Genomic DNA, 21722 nt, shown 5'->3' with positions numbered 1-21722 from the left:
TGTCCCGTATCAGGCGGTTACGCGTTCAATGGCATCGATGAGTTTCGCAGGGTCGAACGGCTTGACGATCCAGCCCGTCGCACCGGCCTGACGGGCGCGGTTCTTCTTCTCTGCGTCGCTTTCGGTCGTCAGAACGAGGATCGGGATCGCACGATACTTTTCGTTGCGCCGTACACCCTCGATGAAGCCGAAACCATCGAGACGGGGCATGTTGATGTCCGTCACGATAACATCCGGGTTGCTCTGCTCGAGCACTTCGAGGCCCTCGATGCCGTCTTCAGCCTGAATGGTTTCGAAACCGGCATTGTTGAGCGTGACCAGGAGCATGTTCCTGATCGTCCGGGAATCATCCACGGTAAGAACTTTTTTCTTCACTTTTGCATCTCCTTGGGGAGCAAATGGTCAATATCGACGCCTATCAGTTTCATCGTCTTGTCGAATGCATCGGACACCCTGGCAAAACCGAAGGGCTTGCCATCCTCTTCCCAGGATTTCGCGCCGGCCATGAGGACCTGGGCGCAAAGCGCACCGATACGCTCCACCTCGGACGCATCTACCGACAAAGGTGCTCCCCTCAACGTCATCAGCTTGCCGTGCAGGGCCGATGCTTCGTTGAGATCCAGCACCGGTGACAGTTTCAGCGTCGCCTCAGCTGCTTTTCTGGCTGCCATTACATGACTCCCTGACGTCTGAATTGTTGGTAATCCTGGCCGTAATCCGTGCGATTATCCGCACGGGCCATAAATAAAGTGTCCTGCCGGTCCGCACCGGACGCCGCTCTCGCCTGTACCTGACGGGCAATGCGGAATTCGCGGATGGTGCGGCCGAGTTCGAGGATGACGGTTTGAAGCGCGTCCGCCTCGGAGGCGCTCGCGCTGATATCGACGGCGTTCCGGCCGGCCTGCCTTTGCTGCTCGCCAACATCGGCGGCAACCGATTGCAGTTCGCCGGCCTGCTCGGCCGTATGCCGGGAGACTTCCGCGATCATGTCGTTGATGCCAGAGACCTGCCGGACGACACCGCCGATTGCATCCTGCGTGCGGTTGACCATGCGTACGCCGCCCTCAACCTGCGTCTTCGTGGTGCCGACAAGGCTCTTGATCTCCCTTGCAGCATCGGCGGAACGCTGGGCGAGCGCCCGGACTTCCTGCGCGACGACAGCGAAACCACGTCCGCTTTCACCCGCGCGCGCCGCCTCGATGCCAGCATTGAGGGCGAGAAGGTTGGTCTGAAAAGCGATCTCGTCAATCGTGCCGATGATCCTGCCGATCTGTTCGGCGGATTGTTCGATATCCGACATGGCGTCAATCGCCTCGCCGATAGCCTTGCCGCTTTCGACCGCCGCCTCGCGGGCGCGGGAAACAGCCGTTTCCGTGGCCGATATGCGCGCACCGTTTTCAGCAACGTTCCCGATCATCGTCTGGATGGCGCGGGAGGTTTCGGCAAGGGCTTCGGCCTGCTGGCGGGAGCGCTCGGCCATGGAGCGGCCCATATCGGCAAAGCGCGCGCCGAGCGCCTCGGCCTCGCCGATGCTGTTTTGCGCCGCGATCAGCGATGCGCCAATCGTTTCCAGGGCCGTATTGAAGGACGCTGCAACATCGCGATAGGCTTCCGGCACTTCGCCGCTGATGCGGGCCTGCAAATCGCCTGCGGCAAAGGCCGTCAGCGCTGTGCCCAGCAACTTCGCCGCTTCGGAGCGGTCATTGTCGCGCTGTTCCGCCAGTTCGCGGCCATGGCGCAGGCGCAATTCGTTGAAGCGCAGCGAGACAGCGATTTCGGTATCGACCATCACCAGACGGACGACATTCTTGACGGCTTCCGCCAGTTCACGGGTTTTCTTGCGGTTGCCGGGCAGGATGGAGCGCGGCGCGTGTTCGGCCACCAGCCCGCCGACGAGATGTTCCAGAACCACCGCGTGGCTGGCGATCTGCCAGCGCGGATCGAGCCCCATGCGGCTGGCATTGTCGGAAAGAACCTTCACCCGCTCGGCATAGAGCGCGTCGAAACGCGCATCGGTCAGAACGCTCCAATGCGAGGATTGCAGATCGTGCAGCCGGTCGAGCTGGTTTTCGCTTTCGAAAGACGGAGAACAGTCCGGCATAGACTGGAAACGGGTCATCACATCCCGCAGGCCGGCCTTGACGTAAGGCTCCAGCATGCTGCGATAGCTGCGCAGGAAATCGGATTGCGTCTCGTCGAGGCCGGCAAAACGCAACCGTCCCGCCAGGCTTCCGCCTGCCGATCTGCGCGCTTGATCTGATGGCAAATCCTGCCCCAACCGACGTCCCCAACAACATGACGGCCGGTAAAACCCGGCCAAATTGGCCAAGGTTCAGAACGCCAGCACCCTAAGGGGATTTTTGAACGAACATACCCATCGCGGACGATGCGGCATCGACGCTTGCCAGACCTTCTTGAACCAAGAAACGAAAATACCGGATCGGCACCGGTACGGCAGTGCGGCGTCATGCCTGGAAGGGGAGAGAACCCCATTCCGCCGTGGAAATACCATCAATCTTTATGGTTAATTCCTTGCTTGAAAGTTAAGAAACACAGGCGTCGGCGTCAAACGGTAAAATTTGTAAAAGCTTTTAGCCAATGCCGCCCTCACTTTGCCGCAAACGGGCAAAAACGAAAAGGAATCGGACGCTGCGGGCGGTTTTTCCCGCATGCGCGCTGGACAAGCATGTCCGGCTTCCCCTAAAACAAATCAACAGGATATTCGCTCAACGGTGATGCTTTAAAGAGACCTTTACGATCAAGGAGATGCCAACTTGCCATGGATGGAGAAAAGCCGCAGTTCAAGGCGCCATCCGCAAGTGTTGATCGGCCTCGTGGTCGCGAGCCTGCTGGTCATGATCGGCTTTCAGGCGCCGGCCGGCGTCAAGCCCCTTTCCAAAACCAGCCGTCTCGAACGATTGCAGAGCGTCGATCCGGGCCGTTCCCTTTCTCTTCGCCAAAAGGATTGCGATAGCGGCAATGATTTCGGCTGCAGGACCGGCGATGCTGGTTCAGGCCTTCGCCTGGACGCGTTTGCCTCACCCACGCCAAGCCTCAGGGATAATGCCGACGTCTCGCTCGTTGCTGTTGCCATCGTGCCACAAGCTTTCCGAGACTTTGCCAGCGTGGTTCCACGCGCGCCTCCGCATATTATGTATTAGTCATTCCGGCGGTCCTCATCATTCGGTTCATTGCGAACCTTGAGGGATCGGAGTCGTCGGAAACCCGCCGTAGGCTCCCATTCCAGAGAGAAAACCGCCGCCGCATATGACACTTGCAACCATTCTTCCATTCATTGTCGCATTGCCCTTCGTTGGCGCGCTTCTGACGGCCTTCATGCCGCGCGAGGGTGCGGCCGCCGGTCCCGCCTCCGTTGCGGGCGCAGTCGCCCTTTTCGGCCTTGTCAGCAGCATTTTTCTTTATACGAGCGTCAGCGGCGGCGCAGTTCTAAAGTATGATGTGGAATGGCTGCCCCAGCTCGGCCTGAACTTTACCCTGCGGCTGGACGGATTTGCCTGGATTTTCACGATGCTCATTACCGGCATCGGTCTGCTGGTGGTGCTCTACGCGCGTTATTATATGTCGGCCGAAGACCCGATTCCCCGTTTCTTCGCCTTCCTTCTCGCCTTCATGGGCTCGATGCTTGGCGTCGTGCTCTCCGGCAACGTCATCCTGCTGTCGATCTTCTGGGAAATGACCAGCATCTTTTCGTTCCTGCTGATCGGCTACTGGCATCAGAACGCCGGTGCGCGCGACGGCGCACGCATGGCGCTGACCGTGACCGGCATCGGCGGCTTCAGTTTGCTGGCGGGCCTGCTGATCCTCGGCCATATGGCGGGAAGCTATGATCTCGACAAGATCATCGAGGCCGGTGCGGCCATCCGCGCCCATTCCCTCTATGTGCCCGCGCTCATCCTCATCCTCGGCGGCGCGCTGACCAAGAGCGCGCAGTTTCCGTTCCATTTTTGGCTGCCCAACGCCATGGCGGCGCCCACACCCGTTTCCGCCTATCTGCATTCGGCCACCATGGTGAAGGCCGGGGTTTTCCTGCTTGCGCGGTTCTGGCCGGTGCTGGCGGGCACGCCGGAATGGTTCTGGCTGGTGGGCGCGGCCGGCATCATAACCCTGCTGCTCGGCGCCTATTTCGCCATGTTTCAGCAGGACCTCAAGGGTCTGCTCGCCTATTCCACCATCAGCCATCTCGGCCTCATCACCACGCTGCTCAGCCTCGGCAGCCCGCTTGCGGCAGTGGCGGCCATCTTCCACATGGTCAACCACGCCACCTTCAAGGCCTCGCTCTTCATGGCGGCCGGCATCATCGACCATGAAACCGGCACGCGCGACATGCGGCGCTTAAGCGGGCTTTATACCTATATGCCCGCAACCGCGACGCTCGCCATGGCGGCAAGTGCGGCCATGGCCGGCGTGCCGTTGTTCAACGGCTTCCTTTCCAAGGAAATGTTCTTTGCCGAGGCCGTTGAAACCCATGCCGACTCGCTGCTGGACCGGGCCCTGCCCTATGTCGCGACGCTGTCGGGCGCATTTGCCGTCGCCTATTCGCTGCGCTTCATCCATACGGTCTTCTTCGGCCCCAAGCCCGTCGATCTGCCGAACCCGCATCCGCACGAGCCACCGCGCTGGATGCGTTTCCCCATCGAATTCCTCGTCTTCGCCTGCCTGATCGTCGGTATCGTTCCGAGCCTCTCCATCGGCCCGTTCCTGCACTCGGCCGTGCTTTCAGTGCTTGGTGCGCAAACGCCGGTCTACAGCCTGTCGATCTGGCACGGTTTCAACCTGCCGCTGATCATGAGTATCGCGGCGCTGATCGGCGGGGTTACGATCTATGCCCTGCTCGGCGGTTATTTCTCGCGCTGTGATGACGGACCGCCGGTCTTCCGGCATTTGCGGGGACAGCGCATCTTCGAGCGCATTCTCGTCACCGTGTCCTGGAAATGGGCGAGGTGGCTGGAAAGCACACTCGGCACGCGGCGTCTGCAGCCGCAGCTGAGGCTTCTTATCCTTGTGGCGCTTCTTGCCGGTTTCTCGCCTCTCTTCCTTTCGGAATTCTCCCTGTCGCTGCCGCGCGTCACGACCTTCGATCCGATCTTCGCCATTCTCTGGCTGATCGGCATGATCGCGGCCATGGGTGCGGCCTGGCAGGCGAAATATCATCGCCTCGCCGCGCTCGTCATGCTCGGTGTCTCGGGCCTCGTCACCTGCCTTACCTTCGTCTGGCTTTCCGCGCCGGATCTCGCCATTACCCAGCTTCTGGTGGAAATCGTCACCACGGTTCTCATCCTGCTCGGCCTCAGATGGCTGCCGAAACGCGTCGAGAAGGTCGACAGCAGCGATGAGCTGCCAGCGCAGCTTCGCCGCGCCCGCGACTTCCTGCTCGCCGCAGGCAGCGGTATCGGCATGTCCGTCATCGCCTATGCCGTAATGACGCTGCCTGTGCCGAACGCGATTGCGACCTATTTCCTCGAACGCGCCTATACCGAAGGCGGCGGCACCAATGTCGTCAACGTCATCCTCGTCGACTTCCGTGGCTTCGACACCTTCGGCGAGATCGCGGTGCTGGCCATCGTGGCGCTCACGGTCTTTGCGCTGCTTCGCCGTTTCCGCCCCGCCCATGAAAGCATCGGGGTGCCAGAGCAGCAGCAGATGCAGAACGCCTTCGATGCCGAACGGCCGGACCGCAGCAATGGCGATACGGTTCGCGACTATCTCTATGTACCGTCCATCGTGATGCAGTGGATGTTCCCGGTCATCATCACCTTCTCGATCTTCCTATTCATGCGCGGGCACGACCTGCCGGGCGGCGGCTTTGCGGCCGGCATCACCATGGCCATCGGCTTCCTGCTGCAATATCTTGCCGGCGGGGCGCGCTGGGCGGAGGACCGCATCCGCATCCTGCCACTGCGCTGGATGGGTTTCGGCCTTTTGATGGCGGCGGCGACGGGTATCGGCTCCTGGTATTTCGGCTACCCGTTCCTGACCTCCTATTTCCAGTATACGGAGATACCCTATATCGGCAAAATGCCGACGGCATCCGCCCTGCTGTTCGACCTCGGCGTCTTCTCGCTGGTCGTCGGCTCCGTTGTTCTTATCCTGATAGCACTGGCACACCAATCGTTGCGTAACTACCGCGTTCGCACGCCTGAAGCCGCAAAAGCGGAGGACGTGTAATGGAACTCATTCTTGCCATCGGCATCGGCATCATGACCGGCTCCGGCGTTTGGCTGGTGCTGCGCCCGCGCACCTATCAGGTCATCGTCGGGCTTTCGCTGCTGTCTTACGCCGTCAACCTCTTCATCTTCGGCGTCGGCGGCATCAAGACCAATGCGCCGCCGGTGCTGGTCAACGGCGTCGACAGCTCCACGCTCGCCGACCCCGTGCCGCAGGCGCTGGTGCTGACGGCCATCGTCATCGGCTTTGCCACCACCGCATTGTTCCTTGTCGTGCTGCTTGCCGCCCGCGGCCTCACCGGCACCGACCACGTGGACGGGAGGGAGACGAAATGATGTCGTTCCCCTTCCACATCGTCATCGCGCCTATCCTGCTGCCGCTGATTACCGCGGCCCTTCTGCTGTTCTTCGACGAGCGCCAGCGCGTGGCGAAAGCCGCCATCAGCCTCACCTCGACCGTGCTGTTGCTGGTGGTCGCCATATTGCTGTTCCGCGAGGTCAACTCGACGGTCAATACCGAGATCGCCGCCGTGGTGTCGAGCGGTGTCTATCTGCTCGGCAACTGGCCGGCGCCCTTCGGCATCGTGCTCGTCGCCGACCGTCTTTCGGGCCTGATGGTGCTATTGACGGCGCTGCTTGCCATTCCATCCTTGATCTATTCGATGGCGAAGTGGCACAGGTCGGGGGCGCATTTCCATTCGCTGTTCCAGATGATGCTGATGGGCGTCAACGGCGCGTTCCTGACCGGCGACCTCTTCAACCTCTTCGTCTTCTTCGAAGTGATGCTGGCCGCGTCCTATGGTCTGCTGCTGCATGGTTCCGGCCAGCAGCGCGTCAAGGCCGGGCTGCATTATATCGCCATCAACCTCGTCGCCGCCCTGTTCTTCCTGATCGGCGTCAGCCTCATCTATGGCGTTACCGGCACGCTGAACATGGGCGATCTCGCCCATCGCATCGAGGGGCTCAACCCCGATCAGCGCATGCTCTTGGAAACCGGCTCGGCCATCCTCGGCATCGCCTTTCTGGTCAAGGCCGGCATGTGGCCGCTGAATTTCTGGCTGCCCTCTGCCTATGGCGCGGCATCGGCCCCGGTGGGCGGGCTCTTCGCCATCATGAGCAAGGTCGGCATTTATGTCATCGCCCGCCTGTCCTTCCTGCTTTTCGGACAGACGGCCGGGGAATCGGCCGGTTTCGGCCATGATGCCCTGCTGGTCGGCGGCATCGCCACCATCATCTTCGGGGCTATCGGCGTTCTGGCGTCGCAGGCGCTGGGGCGGCTGGCCGGCTTTTCGGTTCTCGTCTCGTCGGGAACGCTGCTTGCCGCCATGGGCACCGGCAATCCCACGGTTGCGGCCGGCGCGCTTTATTACATGGTCAGCTCCACCCTCACCATCAGCGCCTTCTTCATGCTGATCGAACTGGTGGAGCGTGGGCAGGATGCCGGCGCGAACGTTCTTGCCGTGACAATGGAGGCCTATGGCGAGGGCGACGAGGAAGAGGAGGAAGAAGAGGTCGGCGTGACCATGCCTGCCACCATGGCGGTGCTCGGCGCCTGTTTTGCCGCCTGCGGCATTCTTCTGGCCGGCCTGCCGCCGCTTTCGGGCTTCATCGCCAAATTCTCGATGCTGACCGCCATTCTCAACCCTTCCGGGCTCGGTGCCAATGACAGCGTGTCCACGCTGTCCTGGTGGCTGGTTTTCCTGATCGTCTTTGCCGGTTTCGCCTCGCTGATCTCGATGACGCGCGCCGGCATCCGCACCTTCTGGGCCTCCATCGAAGGCACTGTGCCGCGCGTGCTCGTCATCGAAATCGCCCCCGTGATGCTGCTGCTCGGCCTGACGCTTGCCATGACCGTGCAGGCAGGACCGGTAATGCGATACATGCAGGAAACGGCGCGTATTCTCGACCTGCCGGCAAGCTATATTCAGGGCGTTATTTCCGCGCCCCGGGCGGGAAGCAACCCGGAGGCAGAGCCATGATAAGCCGTGTCCTGCCCTACCCGTTGCTGACAATCTCGCTGATATTCTTCTGGATGACGATCAACAGCTTTTCGCCGGGGCATCTGCTGCTCGGCACCGGTGTCGCGCTCATCGCCTCCTGGGCGATGGCGTCGCTCAGGCCCGCCAAGCCGCGCATCCGCAACTGGCACAGGCTGGTGCAACTGATCCTGATCGTGCTTTACGATATTGTCAGATCCAATCTCTCGGTCGTGAAGATCATCCTGTTCAAACGCGAGAGGGACCGCAAATCCGGCTTCCTGGCCGTGCCGCTCGATATTCGCGATCCGATGGCGCTTGCGGTTCTGGCGACGATCCTGACCTCGACGCCGGGAAGCGCATGGCTCGAATATAATTCCAGCCAGGGTACGCTGCTGCTTCACGTTCTCGACGATGTGGATGAGGCAGCCTGGATAAGCCTCATCAAGAACCGTTATGAAAAACTGCTGATGGAGATATTCGAATGAGTTCGATTATCCTTTTCTGGTCCTTTTCGCTGGCGCAGTTCATGCTCGCCATCGCCATGGCGATCTCGGTCTATCGCATCGCCATCGGCCCGCGCGCGCAGGACCGGGTGCTGGGCATGGATACGCTTTATGTCAACGCCATGCTGCTTCTTTTGACCTTCGGCCTGCGCACCGGCAATGACATCTATTTCGAGGCATCGCTGCTGATCGCCATCCTCGGCTTCGTCTCCACCGTCGCCCTTTCCAAATTCCTGATGCGCGGTGAGGTGATCGAATGAGCGAGGCGCACGAATTTCCCCTCTGGGCCGCCATTGCCGTGGCCTTCTTCGTCCTGCTCGGCGCCTCGCTGACACTGATCGGCACCATCGGCTTTGCCAGGCTCAACAGCTTCTATGAGCGCCTGCATGCGCCCACACTGGGCACCAGCTGGGGCACCGGCGGCATCGTCATGGCCTCGATCATCTATTTTTCCGTCTCCGGCGACCGTTTCGCCTTCCACGAAATCTTCATCGGTATTTTCATGACGGTGACGACGCCGGTTTCCCTGATGCTGCTGGGGCGCGCTGCGCTTTATCGGGACCGAGCGGAGCAGAATACGGATAATCGGGAGCATCTTTAGAGCGCCGGGCTACTTTGCCCGGCTGTTCGCCACTGCCTCAATTGCGATGGCCACGACTTCCAGATCGCTTTCCGGCAGTGCATTTGCTGCCGCAGCGATCTTTGCTTTCAGCAGATCATGGCCCGTCAGCGCGGCTGTTTTCTTTTCAAAATCAAGCAATGCGTTCGGAGTGCTATCCAGAACGGTGGCTATCCGAACGAGTGTCGCCAGATCAGGCTCCCTTCGGCCCATGATGTAATTGCCGTAACGACGCTCCGTAAGCCCCGCTCGGCGGGCAACTTCCGCATTGGAGAGACCAAGCTCCTTCGCGCGCTTTTTCAGATTTGCTGCAAATGATTCCATAGGAACAGATTGTTCCTGACAGAAACCACGGGTCTATGTACATTATGGCGTCAACTATCACGTCATTATAGGTAGGCCATGCCGCTCAGCGTCGATTATCTCTATCTCATCGCGGGCTGCAGTTTCGTTCTGGCGGCTTACCTCTGGCTCGAATGGCAGACCCGCATTCGACCCATGCTCTTACCAAGCTCGGAGATTAAACGCCTTGCCGATGACCTGATTGAACGACATGGCGAGCGCGCGGAGGAATTCGCCGCAATGGAAGAAGACCGGGCGTGGCGCTATTCGCGAAGCTTCGAGCAGGGCAAATGGCGGCGTGTGCGCAGAGAACTTGAGTGCCGCGACAATATCTCATAGCAGGATAACTCAGGATCGAACCTCGGCACTGCGATTTTGAGATTTTTCGGCACATGACAAAGTCTATGCATACACCCGAGTATCGGCTTCTTGTTGAGATACTGACCGACACGCGGCGAAAAATGGGGTTAACCCAGCAGCAAGTCGCAGACCGGCTGGGTAAGCCACAGTCCTATGTCGCAAAGGCTGAAGGGGCTGAAAGACGCATAGATGTCGTTGAGTTTGCAAAACTGTCGGCGGCAATGGATCAAGACCCGATAGCGCTTCTCCACCTTTTGCTCGAGCGGATAAAAGAGGAACCCTCTCCTCTCTGATCAAGACTGTTTCGAAGCCATGACCTTGCGAAAAGTGAGGGAAATTCGCCTGTCTCGGGCTTTCCTAACTCCGTTCACGATATCCGATTTGCGAGCCGGAATTTCATGGGTCCAGCCGTAGCGGCCAGCGTCTCTCAGCAAGACGCCGGAGCGAGGTTGAAGTAAGACGCCGCATATGGCTGACCCACGCAATTCGCGGAAAACCATCTCGCAGGCAGATAGAAGGCTTAGCGATACGATCCCATCGTCAAAACAGGGCACACAATCGACATGCGCACTGATGCCCTGCCCCGGAAGATATTCGTTCGCGATAACCTGATCGGGCAAATCCCGACAATAACCTGTGGTAACCAATCGCTCCGCGAACACGCCAAGCCATGGCGGCAACGGCCCGATATATGCATCTGCGGTAACAGCGCGCGCCTTATAGTCGTACCGATAACCGAAATGCTGCACGCGGCGTTTCAACTCCGTGCTCCACACACCCGCATCCAGTTTGTCGGCAACGGAGGTCTCCTCCTCTGGAGAGAGAAAGCCGCCAAAATAGACTATGCCGGGCGGTAGAAGAGGTAGGCTTGTGACACGATCCATTTGCGGGCTGCTCTCCAACTGCCTGCAACAAACAGGGTTGGCCTATGGTTACACCGGGCCTATCAAAAGCATAAGATGGCGGTAGCTACTCATCGAAATTTGCCTGCAAATGGACAAGCCGTCCATGCGCACAATTCATCAACAATGCTATTGAGATAAATGGTGCCCGGAGGCGGATTTGAACCACCGACACGCGGATTTTCAATCCGCTGCTCTACCAACTGAGCTATCCGGGCACTTCAGGTCCTTGAAGAACCTCCGCTTTTGGCGGGCGGGGCTGTTTGGCGCCCCGAAAGTGAGCGGGGTTATAACATCTTGTTCGGACATGGCAAGCGCCATCGCGAAGTTTTTTGACAGTTTTTTCACGGCGCCTGTGGATGGTTGAAATCTATGCCCGGCGAAGGCGGGATTGCGGCGGAAAACCAGCTCCTGGCCATCCGCCGGGCCAGCGGGCGGCGGCGCGGCAGGGGACGGCTTACGCCCCCTCATTGCGCCGTGTGGCAAGGCCGAGCGCAATTGGCACCACAGCCACCAGCGCCGCCATGACGGGCGAGGAGGCGAAGATGCGGCTTGCCAGCGAGGTGACGGCAACGGAGCGCACCACCGTCATCAGGCGCGAATTCTCACGGTCGCGCTCATGCCGGGCATCGGTGGATTTATGATGCGGCGTGTTGGAGGCGGCTTCCAGCCGTTTGACGTCGCGGCGAATTTTTTCGAGCTGTTTGCGAAGGTCTTCCAACTCCGCCCGCAAGGATGATTCCGCCGGGGCGGCGGCACGCGCCCTTCGGGCAGCAGCGGGTTTTGCAGCCTCCTTCTCCGCGGCCTCTTCGTCCAGTTCGGCCAGATGGTCGTCAAGGTCCGAGGGCTTGTCGAAACCGTGGGATCGCAGTGGTGCTTTCATCGCTGTCTCCTGAGGCGTGCTGAATTGCGGCGGCGGGCGCTTTTGCCCGGTCAGCCTTTTCAACGCCTCAGCCGGGCAAAGGATGCACGAAAAGCGGGGAGACAGGCATAATAAAACAGGCCCCGAAGGGCCTGTTCAATGTCTCGCGGAGCCTCAGGCCGCCTTGGCGGCGCTGGCATAGGGATCGAAGCGGCCGTAGAAGGTCTCGCCCTTGGCGGCCATGTCCTTCAGCAGCGGTGTCGGCTCGAAGCGCGGGCCATAGGTCTCGCTGAGTTTCTCGGCGAGTGCCACGAAGTTCTTCACGCCCATGCCGTCGATGTAGGACAGCGCGCCGCCGGTATAGGGCGCAAAGCCGAAACCGAGGATGGAGCCGACATCCGCTTCACGCGGATCGGTGACGATGCCTTCTTCCACCGTGCGGGCGGCTTCCAGCGCCACGGTGACGAGGAAGCGCTGTTTCAGCACCTCCATATCCACCGCTTCAGGCTTCTGCTGCGGATAAAGGTCCTTCAGGCCGGGCCAGAGGGATTTTTTGGCGGGCTTTGGCGGATAGTCGTAAAAGCCCTTGGCGTTCTTGCGGCCGAAACGGCCCTCGCCTTCCACCAGCTTCTTCACCAGCTCCATATGGCGCGGATCGACGGCCTTTTCGCCGAGATCAGCGACGGTGGCTTTCAGGATCTTGTAGGAAAGATCGATCGCCACCTCATCGTTCAGCGCCAGCGGGCCGACCGGCATGCCGGCGAATTTCGCGGCATTTTCGATCATGGCGGCGGGTACGCCTTCGATCAGCATATCGTAGCTTTCCGCCATGTAGCGCAGCACGCAGCGATTGACGAAGAAGCCGCGCGTATCGTTAACCACAATCGGGGTTTTCTTGATCTTGGCCACATAGTCCAGCGCGACGGCGAGCGCCTTGTCGCCGGTTTCCTTGCCGAGGATCACTTCCGTCAGCATCATCTTCTCGACCGGCGAGAAGAAGTGGATGCCGATGAAATCCGCCGGGCGCTTCGAGTTCTTCGCAAGGCCGGTGATCGGCAAAGTGGAGGTGTTGGAAGCGAAGATAGCGCCCTGCGGCAGCACGGCTTCCACGGCCTCGATGACGGCCTTTTTCACGTCGCGGTCTTCGAAGACGGCCTCGATGACTAGATCGGCGTCGGAGAGTGCGGCGTAATCGGATGTGGGCGTGACGAGGTCGAGCAGGGCCTTGCCCTCATCCTGCGACAACTTACCCTTGCCGATGGCGGCCTTGACGCTTTCCTCGCAATGGCCCTTGCCCTTGTCTGCCGCTTCCTGATCGCGATCCACCAGCGTGACGGGGATGCCGGCTGCGGCGGTGACATAGGCGACGGCAGCGCCCATGAAGCCCGCGCCGACGACGCCGACCTTCCTAAACTCCGTCTTCGGCTGGCCGGCCGGACGGCGTGCGCCCTTGCCCAGTTCCTGCATGGAAATGAACAGCGAGCGGATCATGCCGAAGGCTTCCTTCGAGCGAAGGATTTCGGTGAAATAACGCTGCTCCACCTTCAGCGCCGTGTCGAAGGGCAATTGCAGGCCTTCATAGACGCATTTGAGAATGGCGAGTGCTGCCGGATAGTTGCCGGCGCTTTCACGGCGCAGAATGGCCGGTGCTGCGGGCCAGAGCTGGGCTGCGGCCGGCGTCCAGATGCCGCCGCCGGGAGCCTTGAAGCCCTTTTCATCCCAAGGCGCGACCGGTTTCAGGCCGTCCTTGATCATCTGCTTTGCAGTGGAGACCAGCTGATCCGGCTCCACCACCTGATGCACCAGACCCATAGCCTTGGCGCGCGCGCCGGTCAGCGACTGGCCGGTCGTCATCATCTGCAGCGCCGATTGCGCGTCCGTCAGGCGCGGCACGCGCTGGGTGCCGCCGGCGCCCGGGAAAATGCCGACCTTGACTTCCGGCAGGGCGATCTTGAGGTTCTTGGCGCTGGAGGCGACCCGGCCGTGGCAGGCGAGCGACAGTTCAAACGCGCCGCCCATGCAGGTGCCGTTGATGGCCGAGACCCAGGGCTTGCCGTTGGTCTCGATCTTGCGGAACAGGCCCGTCATGCGGCCAACCAGTTCGAACAGCCTTGCCGCCGCCTGATCCGGGTTCTTCGTTTTCTCATCATTATAGAAGGAGAACATCGACTTGATCATCGAAAGATCGGCGCCGCCGGAAAAGGTGCTTTTGCCTGACGTGAAGACAACGCCCTTGACGACGCTGTCGGCGACGGTGGCGTCAACAATGGCATTCAGCTCGTCCATCACTTCTGACGTGAAGACGTTCATGGATTTTTCCGGCATGTCCCAGGTCACGAGGGCAATGCCGTCTGCGTCCGTCTCGATGGTGAAATTGGTATAAGTGCTCATTTGGGATTCCTCTTCCCTCAAATTTCCCTGCGGTCACGACAGTCCGAGTGCGAGGCCGACACAACCGACCACAAGAACGAGAAACACGATCAAACCCCAACGCTCTGCCCGGAGCCGCCGGATGTGGACAGGGGAAACAGGGCGGATGGACGCCCTGTGATCCTGTGCCATATCCTTTTCCAGATTGTGCCGAGCCAGCTGCTGTTCGATCTCATTCTTGGGCCGCTCGTAAACCTCGCGCCTCATGACCAGCCTTAAACCCGCTCGATAACCGTCGCCGTGCCCATGCCAGCGCCGATGCAGAGCGTGACGAGCGCGGTGTTCAGATCGCGCCGCTCCAGCTCATCCAGCACCGTGCCGAGGATCATCGCGCCGGTTGCACCGAGCGGATGGCCCATGGCGATGGCGCCGCCATTGACGTTCATCCGGTCGTGATCGATGTCGAAGGCCTGCATGTAACGCAGGACCACGGCGGCGAAGGCTTCGTTGAGTTCGAAAAGATCAATGTCGGCAAGCGACATTCCGGTCTTTTTCAGGAGCTTTTCGGTCACATCCACCGGGCCGGTGAGCATCAGCGCCGGATCGGAGCCGATATTGGCGAATGCCTTGATGCGGGCACGCGGTTTCACGCCCATCGCCTCACCGCCCGCCTTCGAGCCAACCAGCACGGCGGCAGCGCCATCGACGATACCGGATGAATTGCCGGCGTGGTGGACGTAGTTGATGCGCTCCACTTCCGGGTGGGCCATGATGCCGACGGCTTCGAAGCCGCCCATTTCACCCGGCATCTGGAAGGATGGGTTGAGGGAGGCGAGCGCCTGCATGTCCGTGCCGGGGCGCATGTGCTCGTCGCGGTCGAGGATCGTCAGGCCGTTTGAGTCCTTCACCGGAATGACCGACTTGTTGAAATAGCCTTTTTCCCAAGCGTGCGCCGCACGCTTCTGGCTTTCGACGGCGTAGGCGTCGACATCGTCACGGGAGAAACCATACTTCGTGGCGATGAGATCGGCAGATACGCCCTGCGGCATGAAGAAGGCCGGGAAGTTGACCGAAGGGTCCATGTACCAGGCACCGCCCGACATGCCCATACCAACGCGCGACATGCTTTCGACACCGCCGGCGATGACGATATCGTCCGACCCCGCCTTGACCTTGCCGGCGGCGAAGTTGATGGCATCGAGACCAGAGGCGCAGAAGCGCGAGATCTGCATGCCCGGGGCCTTGTTGGAGTAACCCGCCTCGAAGGCGGCGGCTTTCGGGATCACCGCGCCGGCATCCATAACGGGATCGACGCATCCCATGATGATGTCGTCTACCGTGGATGTATCAAGTCCGTTGCGGTCGCGGAGGGCTTCCAGTGTCTTGGCGGCAAGGCGAACGGAAGGCACCTCATGCAGGCTGCCATCCTTCTTGCCGCGTCCGCGCGGGGTGCGGACATGGTCGTAGATAAATACGTCGGTCATAACTCTCTCCCTGTGGCGTTATGAACGCCAGATTTCTCAGAATGCTTCCGCAGCCAGTTCCATCATGGTGTCCGCGCCGGTTTCGATGCGGGCCTTGCGCAGCGCCGTTTCCGGCATGATGCGCTCCATAAAAAACTTCGCCGTGACAAGCTTGGTCTTGAGGTAATCCTCGTCCGAAGCGCTGCCGGCTGCAAGCGCTTCGCTGGCGGCTTTCGCCATGCGCGCCTGCATGTAGCCCAGCACCACGATACCGAAGAGATGCATATAGTCTGTCGAGCCGGCACCGGCATTGTCGGGTTTCGCCATGGCGTTCTGCATGAACCACATGGTTGCGGCCTGCAGGTCGTTCAAGCCCTTCTTCAGGCCCTTGGTGTAGAGGGTCAGCTTTTCATCGGCGCGGTTTTCCTCGCAGAAATCGCCGATTTCCTTGAACAGCGCCATGACGGCGCGGCCGCCATTCATGCCGAGCTTGCGGCCGACCAGATCGAGCGCTTGAATGCCGTTCGCGCCCTCATAGATCATGGTGATGCGCGCATCGCGGACATATTGGCTCATGCCATGTTCCTCGATGTAGCCATGGCCGCCGAAGACCTGCTGCGCCATCACGGCGTGTTCGAAGCCCTTGTCGGTCAGGACACCTTTCAGGATCGGGGTGACGAGGCCGAGCAGGTCGTCCGCCGCCTGCCGCTGCTTTTCGTCAGTGGCGCGGTGGGCGATGTCGGATTGCAGCGCGGTCCACAGAAGGAAGGCGCGGCCGGCCTCATTATAGGCCTTGATGGTCATCAGCGTGCGGCGGATATCGGGATGCACGATGATCGGGTCGGCCTTCCTGTCGGGGAATTTCGCTCCGGAGAGCGAGCGGCCCTGAATGCGCTCACGGGCATATTCGACCGCGTTCTGGTAGGCGATCTCGCCAACGGAAAGACCCTGAAGGCCGACGCCGAGGCGGGCTTCGTTCATCATCACGAACATGGCCGAAAGGCCCTTGTTCTCAGCGCCGAGCAGATAACCGGTCGCGTCATCGTAGTTCATGACGCAGGTGGCGTTGCCGTGAATGCCCATCTTGTGTTCGATGGCACCGCAGGTGACGCCGTTGCGCTCGCCCGGCGTGCCGTCTTCCTTCACCAGGAACTTCGGTACGATGAAGAGCGAAATGCCCTTGGTGCCCTCAGGCGCGCCTTCGATGCGGGCGATTACCAGATGAACGATATTGTTCGTCATGGAATGTTCGCCGGCGGAGATGAATATCTTCTGGCCGGAAATTTTGTAGCTGCCGTCAGCCTGCGGCACAGCCTTGGTGCGCAGCATGCCGAGATCGGTGCCGCAATGGGGTTCGGTCAGGTTCATGGTGCCGGACCATGTGCCTTCCACCATCTTCGGCAGGTAGGTGTCCTTCTGCTCCTGCGTGCCATGCACCAGAATGGCGGCAATCGCACCCTGCGTCAGACCGGGATACATCATCAGCGACAGGTTGGCCGACGACATATATTCGCCAATGGCGGCGTGCAGCGTATAAGGCAGGCCCTGACCGCCGAATTCCGGCGGAACGGCAAGGCCGATCCAGCCGCCCTCGCAATAGGCGTCATAGGCCTCCTTGAAACCATCCGGCACGGAAACCGAACCGTCATCGGCGCGCTTGCAACCCTGTTGGTCGCCGGAAAGGTTGAGCGGGAAAAGCCGCTCTTCGGCAAGCTTTGCGGCTTCACCGGTAATAGCCTCGATCATGTCGGGGGTTGCATCCTCGAAGCCGGGCAGGTTGTTATACCGCTCCAGGCCGAGAACGTCGTTCAGGATAAAAAGCGTGTCTTTAACTGGGGCCTTGTAAACAGGCATTACCGATGTTCCTCCGCATCGTGGGCGCCGGCAATAATCCGGCCGATATGGGATGACAATATTTGACGTGCGCGTAAACGTCAAATAAATTTCAGCGGAATATCCTTCTCCTTTTTCGCGGAATGGACCTCCGACCCGGCGCAGGGCTGTCGCCTGCCGTAAAAGTTAAAAAATTCCGACCATAGTTAACCACTTCTTTACCACGTTTCGTGAATTCTCCCGACAGAGGTAACTGCTTCGTACTCCGGCGCATTTTCCTCAACGGGGGCGAATACCGGCTCTAGAATTGCTGCATGTTGCGGCGACGGCGTGTCCAGGCAGGCAACGTCGCGACAGATAACCGGGCACGGCGGGCGGAAGCGAAGCGAGCGAAAAGATGAACGGATTGCGATCGAAAACCCAACAGCCAAGCGACAGATCGTCTCTTGATGCGCTCAATCGCACCATTGAAGGCCTTGAAGCCCGTATCGAAGGGCTGATGAGCCAGAAGTTCCCGCGCGACCCCCGGGCCGCGAGCGCGCAAGCCGAGCCCAAAAACGAGGCTTACGCCGCGTCGCGCGAACCGCGCGCCAGTGTTACCCCGCCGCAGCTCGATCCCGTCAACGAAATCCGCCAGCGCCAGCGTCTCCTCGAAGCGAGCTTCCAGCGCCCGCAGGAACCCGCCGCCCGCCCGGAGCGGACGATTACCAGACCGCTTGCACCGGAATACCGGCCGAGGGACGCCCAGCAGGCGGCCGCTCCCGCACCGCGGGCCCGCGCCATTCCGCCCCATCAGGAACAGCAACGCAATGACGCAGCCCTGCAGGAAATCGCCCAGGCGCTCGTCAATCTGCGGCATGAGCTGAAGCACGACATTGCCGAAGGCGTTGCCCGCGAAGCGCAGGGCCTGCGCGCCGAGATCCGCAATATTCGCGCGGTGGCGGAAGACCAGCAGTTCATCGGCGATCTGCGCGACGACATAGCGCGGTTGGCCGGCAGCATCGACCAGCTCGGCAATCTGGCGTCTCCGGATGCCTACGGGCTGCGCAACGAATTCGAGGACCTGCGCCTGACGATCGACCAGCTTGCGCGCGAGGACAGCGTGCACCGGATCGAAAGCCGCTGGAATAATGTGGAAGACACGCTACGCGGTTTCGACGCCGGCGCGTTGCAGGATGAGATCGTTTCGCTCGCCTATCGTCTCGATGACATCAAGACGCAGCTCGGCGGCATGAGCAACAATCCGGCCGTGCGCGTGCTCGAAGACAAGCTGATCGCCATTGCCAGCGCCGTGGAGCAGCTCGGCAAGCACATGCAGCCGAACAAAGCGGCCTTTACCGAACAATTTTCCGGTCTCGACCAGCGGCTGGACGAAATCAGCCGCGCCATTGCCGCAACCGGCACGCGCGCCAATGCGCAGGCAACGGACAATGCGCTGGCGCAGCGTCTGGAAAACCGGCTGAACGGCCTTGCCGAACAGCTCGGCGACATCAACCGCCTTGCCGCCGCAAAACCTGAACCGGCGCTGGACCTGACCGCCCGTCTCGAAGCGCTGGCCGGCAAGATCGACGAACTCAGCACCGCCCGCGACGCCGCCCAGTTGCATGAGCGGCTGGACCAGCTTTCCCTGCTTCTGGAGCGTTCGCAGCGCCCCTCGCAACAGGCGGAGCTGACGTCTTTCCTCAGCGACATTTCCCGCAAAATCGATGCGCTGGATCACGGCGCCGTCAATGACGGTCTGGCAGAGCGGCTCGACCTGCTCTCGCGCCGGATCGAGGACCTCGATTATCGCTACAGCCAGCCGCAGCCGGCATCGGGCCTCAGCGAAAGCGCCTTCTCGCGTCTGGAAGAGCGGCTCGGCAATATTGCCGCCCGTCTCGACGAGACCGCCCATGCCGCGCCCGCCGACAGCCACGCGCTGGCAAGCCTCGAAAACCAGATCGCCCATCTCTCGACGCTGATCAGCCAGCCGGTGCAGATGCAGGCCGCAGGCATGCCGCCTGAACTCGATGTCCGCATGGCGGCCATCGAAGACTACATGGCCTCCAACGACGAATATATCATCGAAGCAGCCCGGCAGGCGGCCGAGGCCGTTCTCGACGCCTATACCCGTAACAATCTCTCGGCCGGCGCAAACCTTGCCGACATGACCATGCTGACCGATCTTGCGACCGATCTGCGCAATCTCGAAGCCTTGAGCCGCAACACCGAAGAGCGCACGCACCGCACATTCGAAGCGCTGCATGAGACGCTGGTGCAGATCGCCGGCCGGCTGGATAACCTCGACAATGCCCCCGTCTACCGCGAAGAGGCCGCGCCCCGCAACGTCGCGAAGCCTGTGTCGGCCCCCGCGCACGAAGATGTATCCATGCCGGCCGCCATCTTCCCGGAAGAGGGTTATATCGCCGAAGAACAGGCCATTCTCGACGCCGACGGGAAAGATGGGGATGCCATCGTGCCTCCCGCTGCGGCAAAGCCCGCGAAGGCGGAAAAAAAGAGCCTGCTTGCCGGCCTGACGAAGCGTTTCAAGACGGGTACGGCAAAGACCGTCAAAGCCGCAGCAGAACCCGTATCGGCCTCCTCCTCCTCCGCCCGCACGCAGGTCGAGCCCGCCCCGTCGCTCGATCCTATCGACGTTCTGCCGGCGGGTCAGGAGAACGAACTTCTGGAGCCGGGTTCTGGTGCGCCCGATATCAAGAAAATCCTCGAGCGCGTGCGCGCCAGCCAGGTGGCCGCCAGCGGCAAGGCCGCAGACGCCGAAGGACGGACGGATTTCATTGCCGCCGCCCGTCGTGCGGCGCAGGCCGCCGCCATGGAAACATCGCCGGAGAAGCTTGATACCGGCAAGAAGGGCCGCAAGGCCGAGGCATCGGGGCTTTCGCGCTATCGCCGCCCGCTGCTGCTCGGCATCGGCGCCATTCTTCTGGCGATGATGGCCATGCCGCTCGTCAAGACGCTGATCGGCGGCGCGGAAGCTCCGGCTCCGGTCATCGAGCAGAAGCGGGACAATGGCCCGGTCTCCGCGCTTCCTGAAGCGGACGACAAGGCCGTGACCATTCCGTCCGATCTCGCCATCGATCCGGAACAGGCAGCATCCGCCGACAGCATCGAAAACACCGCACCGGCGGAAAACGCCATCGATCCCCGCACCATCGGCGGCGCACCGCTGCCTGACGAGCCGCCGGTTGCCGACGTTCCTGCCGTGGATGCGGCAAATTCCGGCACCGTCGCGCAGAACGAACCTTCGGCTCCGGCACAGGTCGCCGCCACGGCTGCTCCTGCCCAGGACGCCATCACCGTTCCCGCCGGCATCGAGCCGGCATCGCTTGCCGAAGCGGCCGCCAAGGGCGACACACAGGCGCTGTTCGAGATCGCAGCCCGCTACACCGATGGCCGCGGCGTTGCCGCCGACCGCACCGAGGCGGCAAAGTGGTACAAGCTCGCCGCTGATCGCGGCCTTGCACCCGCGCAATATCGTCTCGCCAATCTCTACGAGAAGGCGAACGGCGTCGAACGCAACCTTCCCGAAGCCAAGCGCTATTACACGCTGGCTGCGGAACAGGGCAATGCGGGCGCCATGCACAATCTTGCCGTGCTGCTTGCTTCCGATGCGGCCGGCCAGCCGGATTTCGCCGCAGCCGCGCAATGGTTCATCAAGGCTTCCGACCTCGGCGTTCGTGACAGCCAGTTCAACCTCGCCATTCTCTATGCGCGCGGCAGCGGCGTGAAGCAGGACATCGAGGAATCCTACAAGTGGTTCGCCATCGCAGCTAAGGATGGCGACGCCGACGCCGCCCAGAAGCGCGACGAAGTGGCAGGGGCCCTGAACCCGCAGCAGCTTCAGAGCGCCAAGGCCAAGGTGGACGCCTGGAAGGTCAAGCCGCTTTCGGAAGATGCCAACAGCGTCAACCCGCCCGAGGAATGGGCCGGCAAGGAAGGCGTGAAAACCGCCTCCGTGGACATGGAAAAGGCGATCCGCAACATTCAGGCGATCCTGAACAAGAACGGTTTCGATGCCGGCCAGCCTGACGGCAAGCTCGGCAAGAACACGGTGACGGCCATCAAGGACTTCCAGAAGTCCGTGGGCCAGACGCCGGACGGCCGCATTACCAACGAGCTGGTAACCGCGCTCCTCGCCCGCAACAAATAAACATTCGAGAACCGGCGAAGCGGCCCCCGGGCCGCTTTCGATCAGCCCGCCGCAGGAATGTGGCCGGCTGCCGACACACGGCCGCTATCTTTCCAAATTATCAACGTATTTACCGTTGAATGTTGACAGGTCAGGCCCTCGCGGGCATGACGGA

Annotated in this window: 19 protein-coding genes and 1 tRNA gene; 10 read left to right on the top strand and 10 right to left on the bottom strand. The window is 61.1% G+C overall.

All coding sequences use genetic code 11. The features are described from left to right. Positions 1–9: 9 nt before the first annotated feature. The 3 genes from cheY1 to ACQZ40_RS02330 are packed head-to-tail and all read right to left on the bottom strand — an operon-like array spanning position 10 to position 2278. Entirely contained in the window at positions 10–375 is a 366-nt protein-coding gene (gene cheY1 / locus ACQZ40_RS02340) for a chemotaxis response regulator CheY1 (RefSeq protein ID WP_003493773.1), read from the bottom strand. Next, complete coding sequence (locus tag ACQZ40_RS02335) at positions 372–671, bottom strand: STAS domain-containing protein (RefSeq protein WP_003503483.1); 300 nt, start codon at positions 669–671, stop codon at positions 372–374. The genes cheY1 and ACQZ40_RS02335 overlap by 4 nt, the downstream gene beginning before the upstream one ends. Beyond that, positions 671–2278, bottom strand: coding sequence for a globin-coupled sensor protein (locus ACQZ40_RS02330; RefSeq protein ID WP_448747332.1), 1608 nt, complete (start codon positions 2276–2278; stop codon positions 671–673). The genes ACQZ40_RS02335 and ACQZ40_RS02330 overlap by 1 nt, the downstream gene beginning before the upstream one ends. 505 nt (positions 2279–2783) lie before the next feature. Between ACQZ40_RS02330 and ACQZ40_RS02325 the strand changes: the two genes are divergently transcribed. From ACQZ40_RS02325 to mnhG, 7 genes are all read left to right on the top strand, one after another. Then, positions 2784–3161: a hypothetical protein gene (locus ACQZ40_RS02325; protein ID WP_078051275.1), complete on the top strand. Its 378-nt coding sequence runs from the start codon at positions 2784–2786 to the stop codon at positions 3159–3161. A 106-nt stretch (positions 3162–3267) separates the two neighbouring features. Beyond that, positions 3268–6186 carry a monovalent cation/H+ antiporter subunit A gene (locus tag ACQZ40_RS02320; RefSeq protein ID WP_003522769.1) on the top strand — a complete coding sequence of 973 codons (2919 nt, stop codon included), beginning with the start codon at positions 3268–3270 and terminating at the stop codon, positions 6184–6186. After that, positions 6186–6521 carry a Na+/H+ antiporter subunit C gene (locus ACQZ40_RS02315; protein ID WP_020810384.1) on the top strand — a complete coding sequence of 112 codons (336 nt, stop codon included), beginning with the start codon at positions 6186–6188 and terminating at the stop codon, positions 6519–6521. Before ACQZ40_RS02320 ends, ACQZ40_RS02315 begins: the two co-directional genes overlap by 1 nt. Then, on the top strand, positions 6518–8164 hold the full coding sequence (locus tag ACQZ40_RS02310) for a monovalent cation/H+ antiporter subunit D (protein WP_035239397.1): 1647 nt from the start codon (positions 6518–6520) through the stop codon (positions 8162–8164). Before ACQZ40_RS02315 ends, ACQZ40_RS02310 begins: the two co-directional genes overlap by 4 nt. Next, complete coding sequence (locus ACQZ40_RS02305; protein ID WP_198939050.1) at positions 8161–8649, top strand: Na+/H+ antiporter subunit E; 489 nt, start codon at positions 8161–8163, stop codon at positions 8647–8649. The genes ACQZ40_RS02310 and ACQZ40_RS02305 overlap by 4 nt, the downstream gene beginning before the upstream one ends. Beyond that, positions 8646–8927: a K+/H+ antiporter subunit F gene (locus ACQZ40_RS02300; RefSeq protein ID WP_078051276.1), complete on the top strand. Its 282-nt coding sequence runs from the start codon at positions 8646–8648 to the stop codon at positions 8925–8927. The genes ACQZ40_RS02305 and ACQZ40_RS02300 overlap by 4 nt, the downstream gene beginning before the upstream one ends. After that, the gene (gene mnhG, locus ACQZ40_RS02295) at positions 8924–9268 is read left to right on the top strand and encodes a monovalent cation/H(+) antiporter subunit G (RefSeq protein ID WP_003522773.1); all 345 of its coding nucleotides are present in this window, start codon (positions 8924–8926) and stop codon (positions 9266–9268) included. Before ACQZ40_RS02300 ends, mnhG begins: the two co-directional genes overlap by 4 nt. A 9-nt stretch (positions 9269–9277) precedes the next feature. Here mnhG and ACQZ40_RS02290 read toward each other — a convergent pair whose 3' ends face one another. Continuing rightward, on the bottom strand, positions 9278–9610 hold the full coding sequence (locus tag ACQZ40_RS02290) for a helix-turn-helix domain-containing protein (RefSeq protein WP_448747331.1): 333 nt from the start codon (positions 9608–9610) through the stop codon (positions 9278–9280). A 78-nt stretch (positions 9611–9688) separates the two neighbouring features. On the opposite strand from ACQZ40_RS02290, the gene ACQZ40_RS02285 reads away from it, so the two are divergent. Both ACQZ40_RS02285 and ACQZ40_RS02280 read left to right on the top strand, forming a co-directional pair. After that, positions 9689–9967, top strand: a complete 279-nt coding sequence (locus ACQZ40_RS02285) for a hypothetical protein (RefSeq protein ID WP_448747330.1) — start codon at positions 9689–9691, stop codon at positions 9965–9967. A gap of 53 nt (positions 9968–10020) precedes the next feature. Next, a complete protein-coding gene (locus tag ACQZ40_RS02280) occupies positions 10021–10281 on the top strand; it encodes a helix-turn-helix domain-containing protein (protein ID WP_142844041.1) in 261 nt (86 codons plus the stop codon). Here the strand turns inward: ACQZ40_RS02280 and ACQZ40_RS02275 are convergent, their stop codons facing one another. From ACQZ40_RS02275 to ACQZ40_RS02250, 6 genes are all read right to left on the bottom strand, one after another. After that, positions 10282–10872 (bottom strand): alpha-ketoglutarate-dependent dioxygenase AlkB, encoded by a 591-nt coding sequence (locus tag ACQZ40_RS02275; protein WP_448747329.1) that lies wholly within the window; start codon positions 10870–10872, stop codon positions 10282–10284. A gap of 160 nt (positions 10873–11032) precedes the next feature. Further along, a tRNA-Phe gene (locus tag ACQZ40_RS02270) sits at positions 11033–11108 on the bottom strand. A gap of 239 nt (positions 11109–11347) precedes the next feature. Next, positions 11348–11773: a hypothetical protein gene (locus ACQZ40_RS02265; protein WP_448747328.1), complete on the bottom strand. Its 426-nt coding sequence runs from the start codon at positions 11771–11773 to the stop codon at positions 11348–11350. A gap of 153 nt (positions 11774–11926) precedes the next feature. Beyond that, positions 11927–14143, bottom strand: a complete 2217-nt coding sequence (locus ACQZ40_RS02260; RefSeq protein ID WP_448747327.1) for a 3-hydroxyacyl-CoA dehydrogenase NAD-binding domain-containing protein — start codon at positions 14141–14143, stop codon at positions 11927–11929. 254 nt (positions 14144–14397) lie between these two features. Continuing rightward, complete coding sequence (locus tag ACQZ40_RS02255; RefSeq protein WP_448747326.1) at positions 14398–15606, bottom strand: acetyl-CoA C-acetyltransferase; 1209 nt, start codon at positions 15604–15606, stop codon at positions 14398–14400. 36 nt (positions 15607–15642) lie between these two features. Beyond that, the gene (locus ACQZ40_RS02250; protein WP_448747325.1) at positions 15643–17439 is read right to left on the bottom strand and encodes an acyl-CoA dehydrogenase C-terminal domain-containing protein; all 1797 of its coding nucleotides are present in this window, start codon (positions 17437–17439) and stop codon (positions 15643–15645) included. Positions 17440–17815: 376 nt separating this feature from the next. Between ACQZ40_RS02250 and podJ the strand changes: the two genes are divergently transcribed. Continuing rightward, positions 17816–21568, top strand: a complete 3753-nt coding sequence (podJ, locus tag ACQZ40_RS02245; protein WP_448747324.1) for a cell division protein PodJ — start codon at positions 17816–17818, stop codon at positions 21566–21568. Positions 21569–21722 lie beyond the last annotated feature (154 nt).

It is taken from the genome of Agrobacterium sp. 16-172Ci, from assembly GCF_053522725.1.
This window is presented reverse-complemented; position numbering and strand designations above follow the sequence as displayed.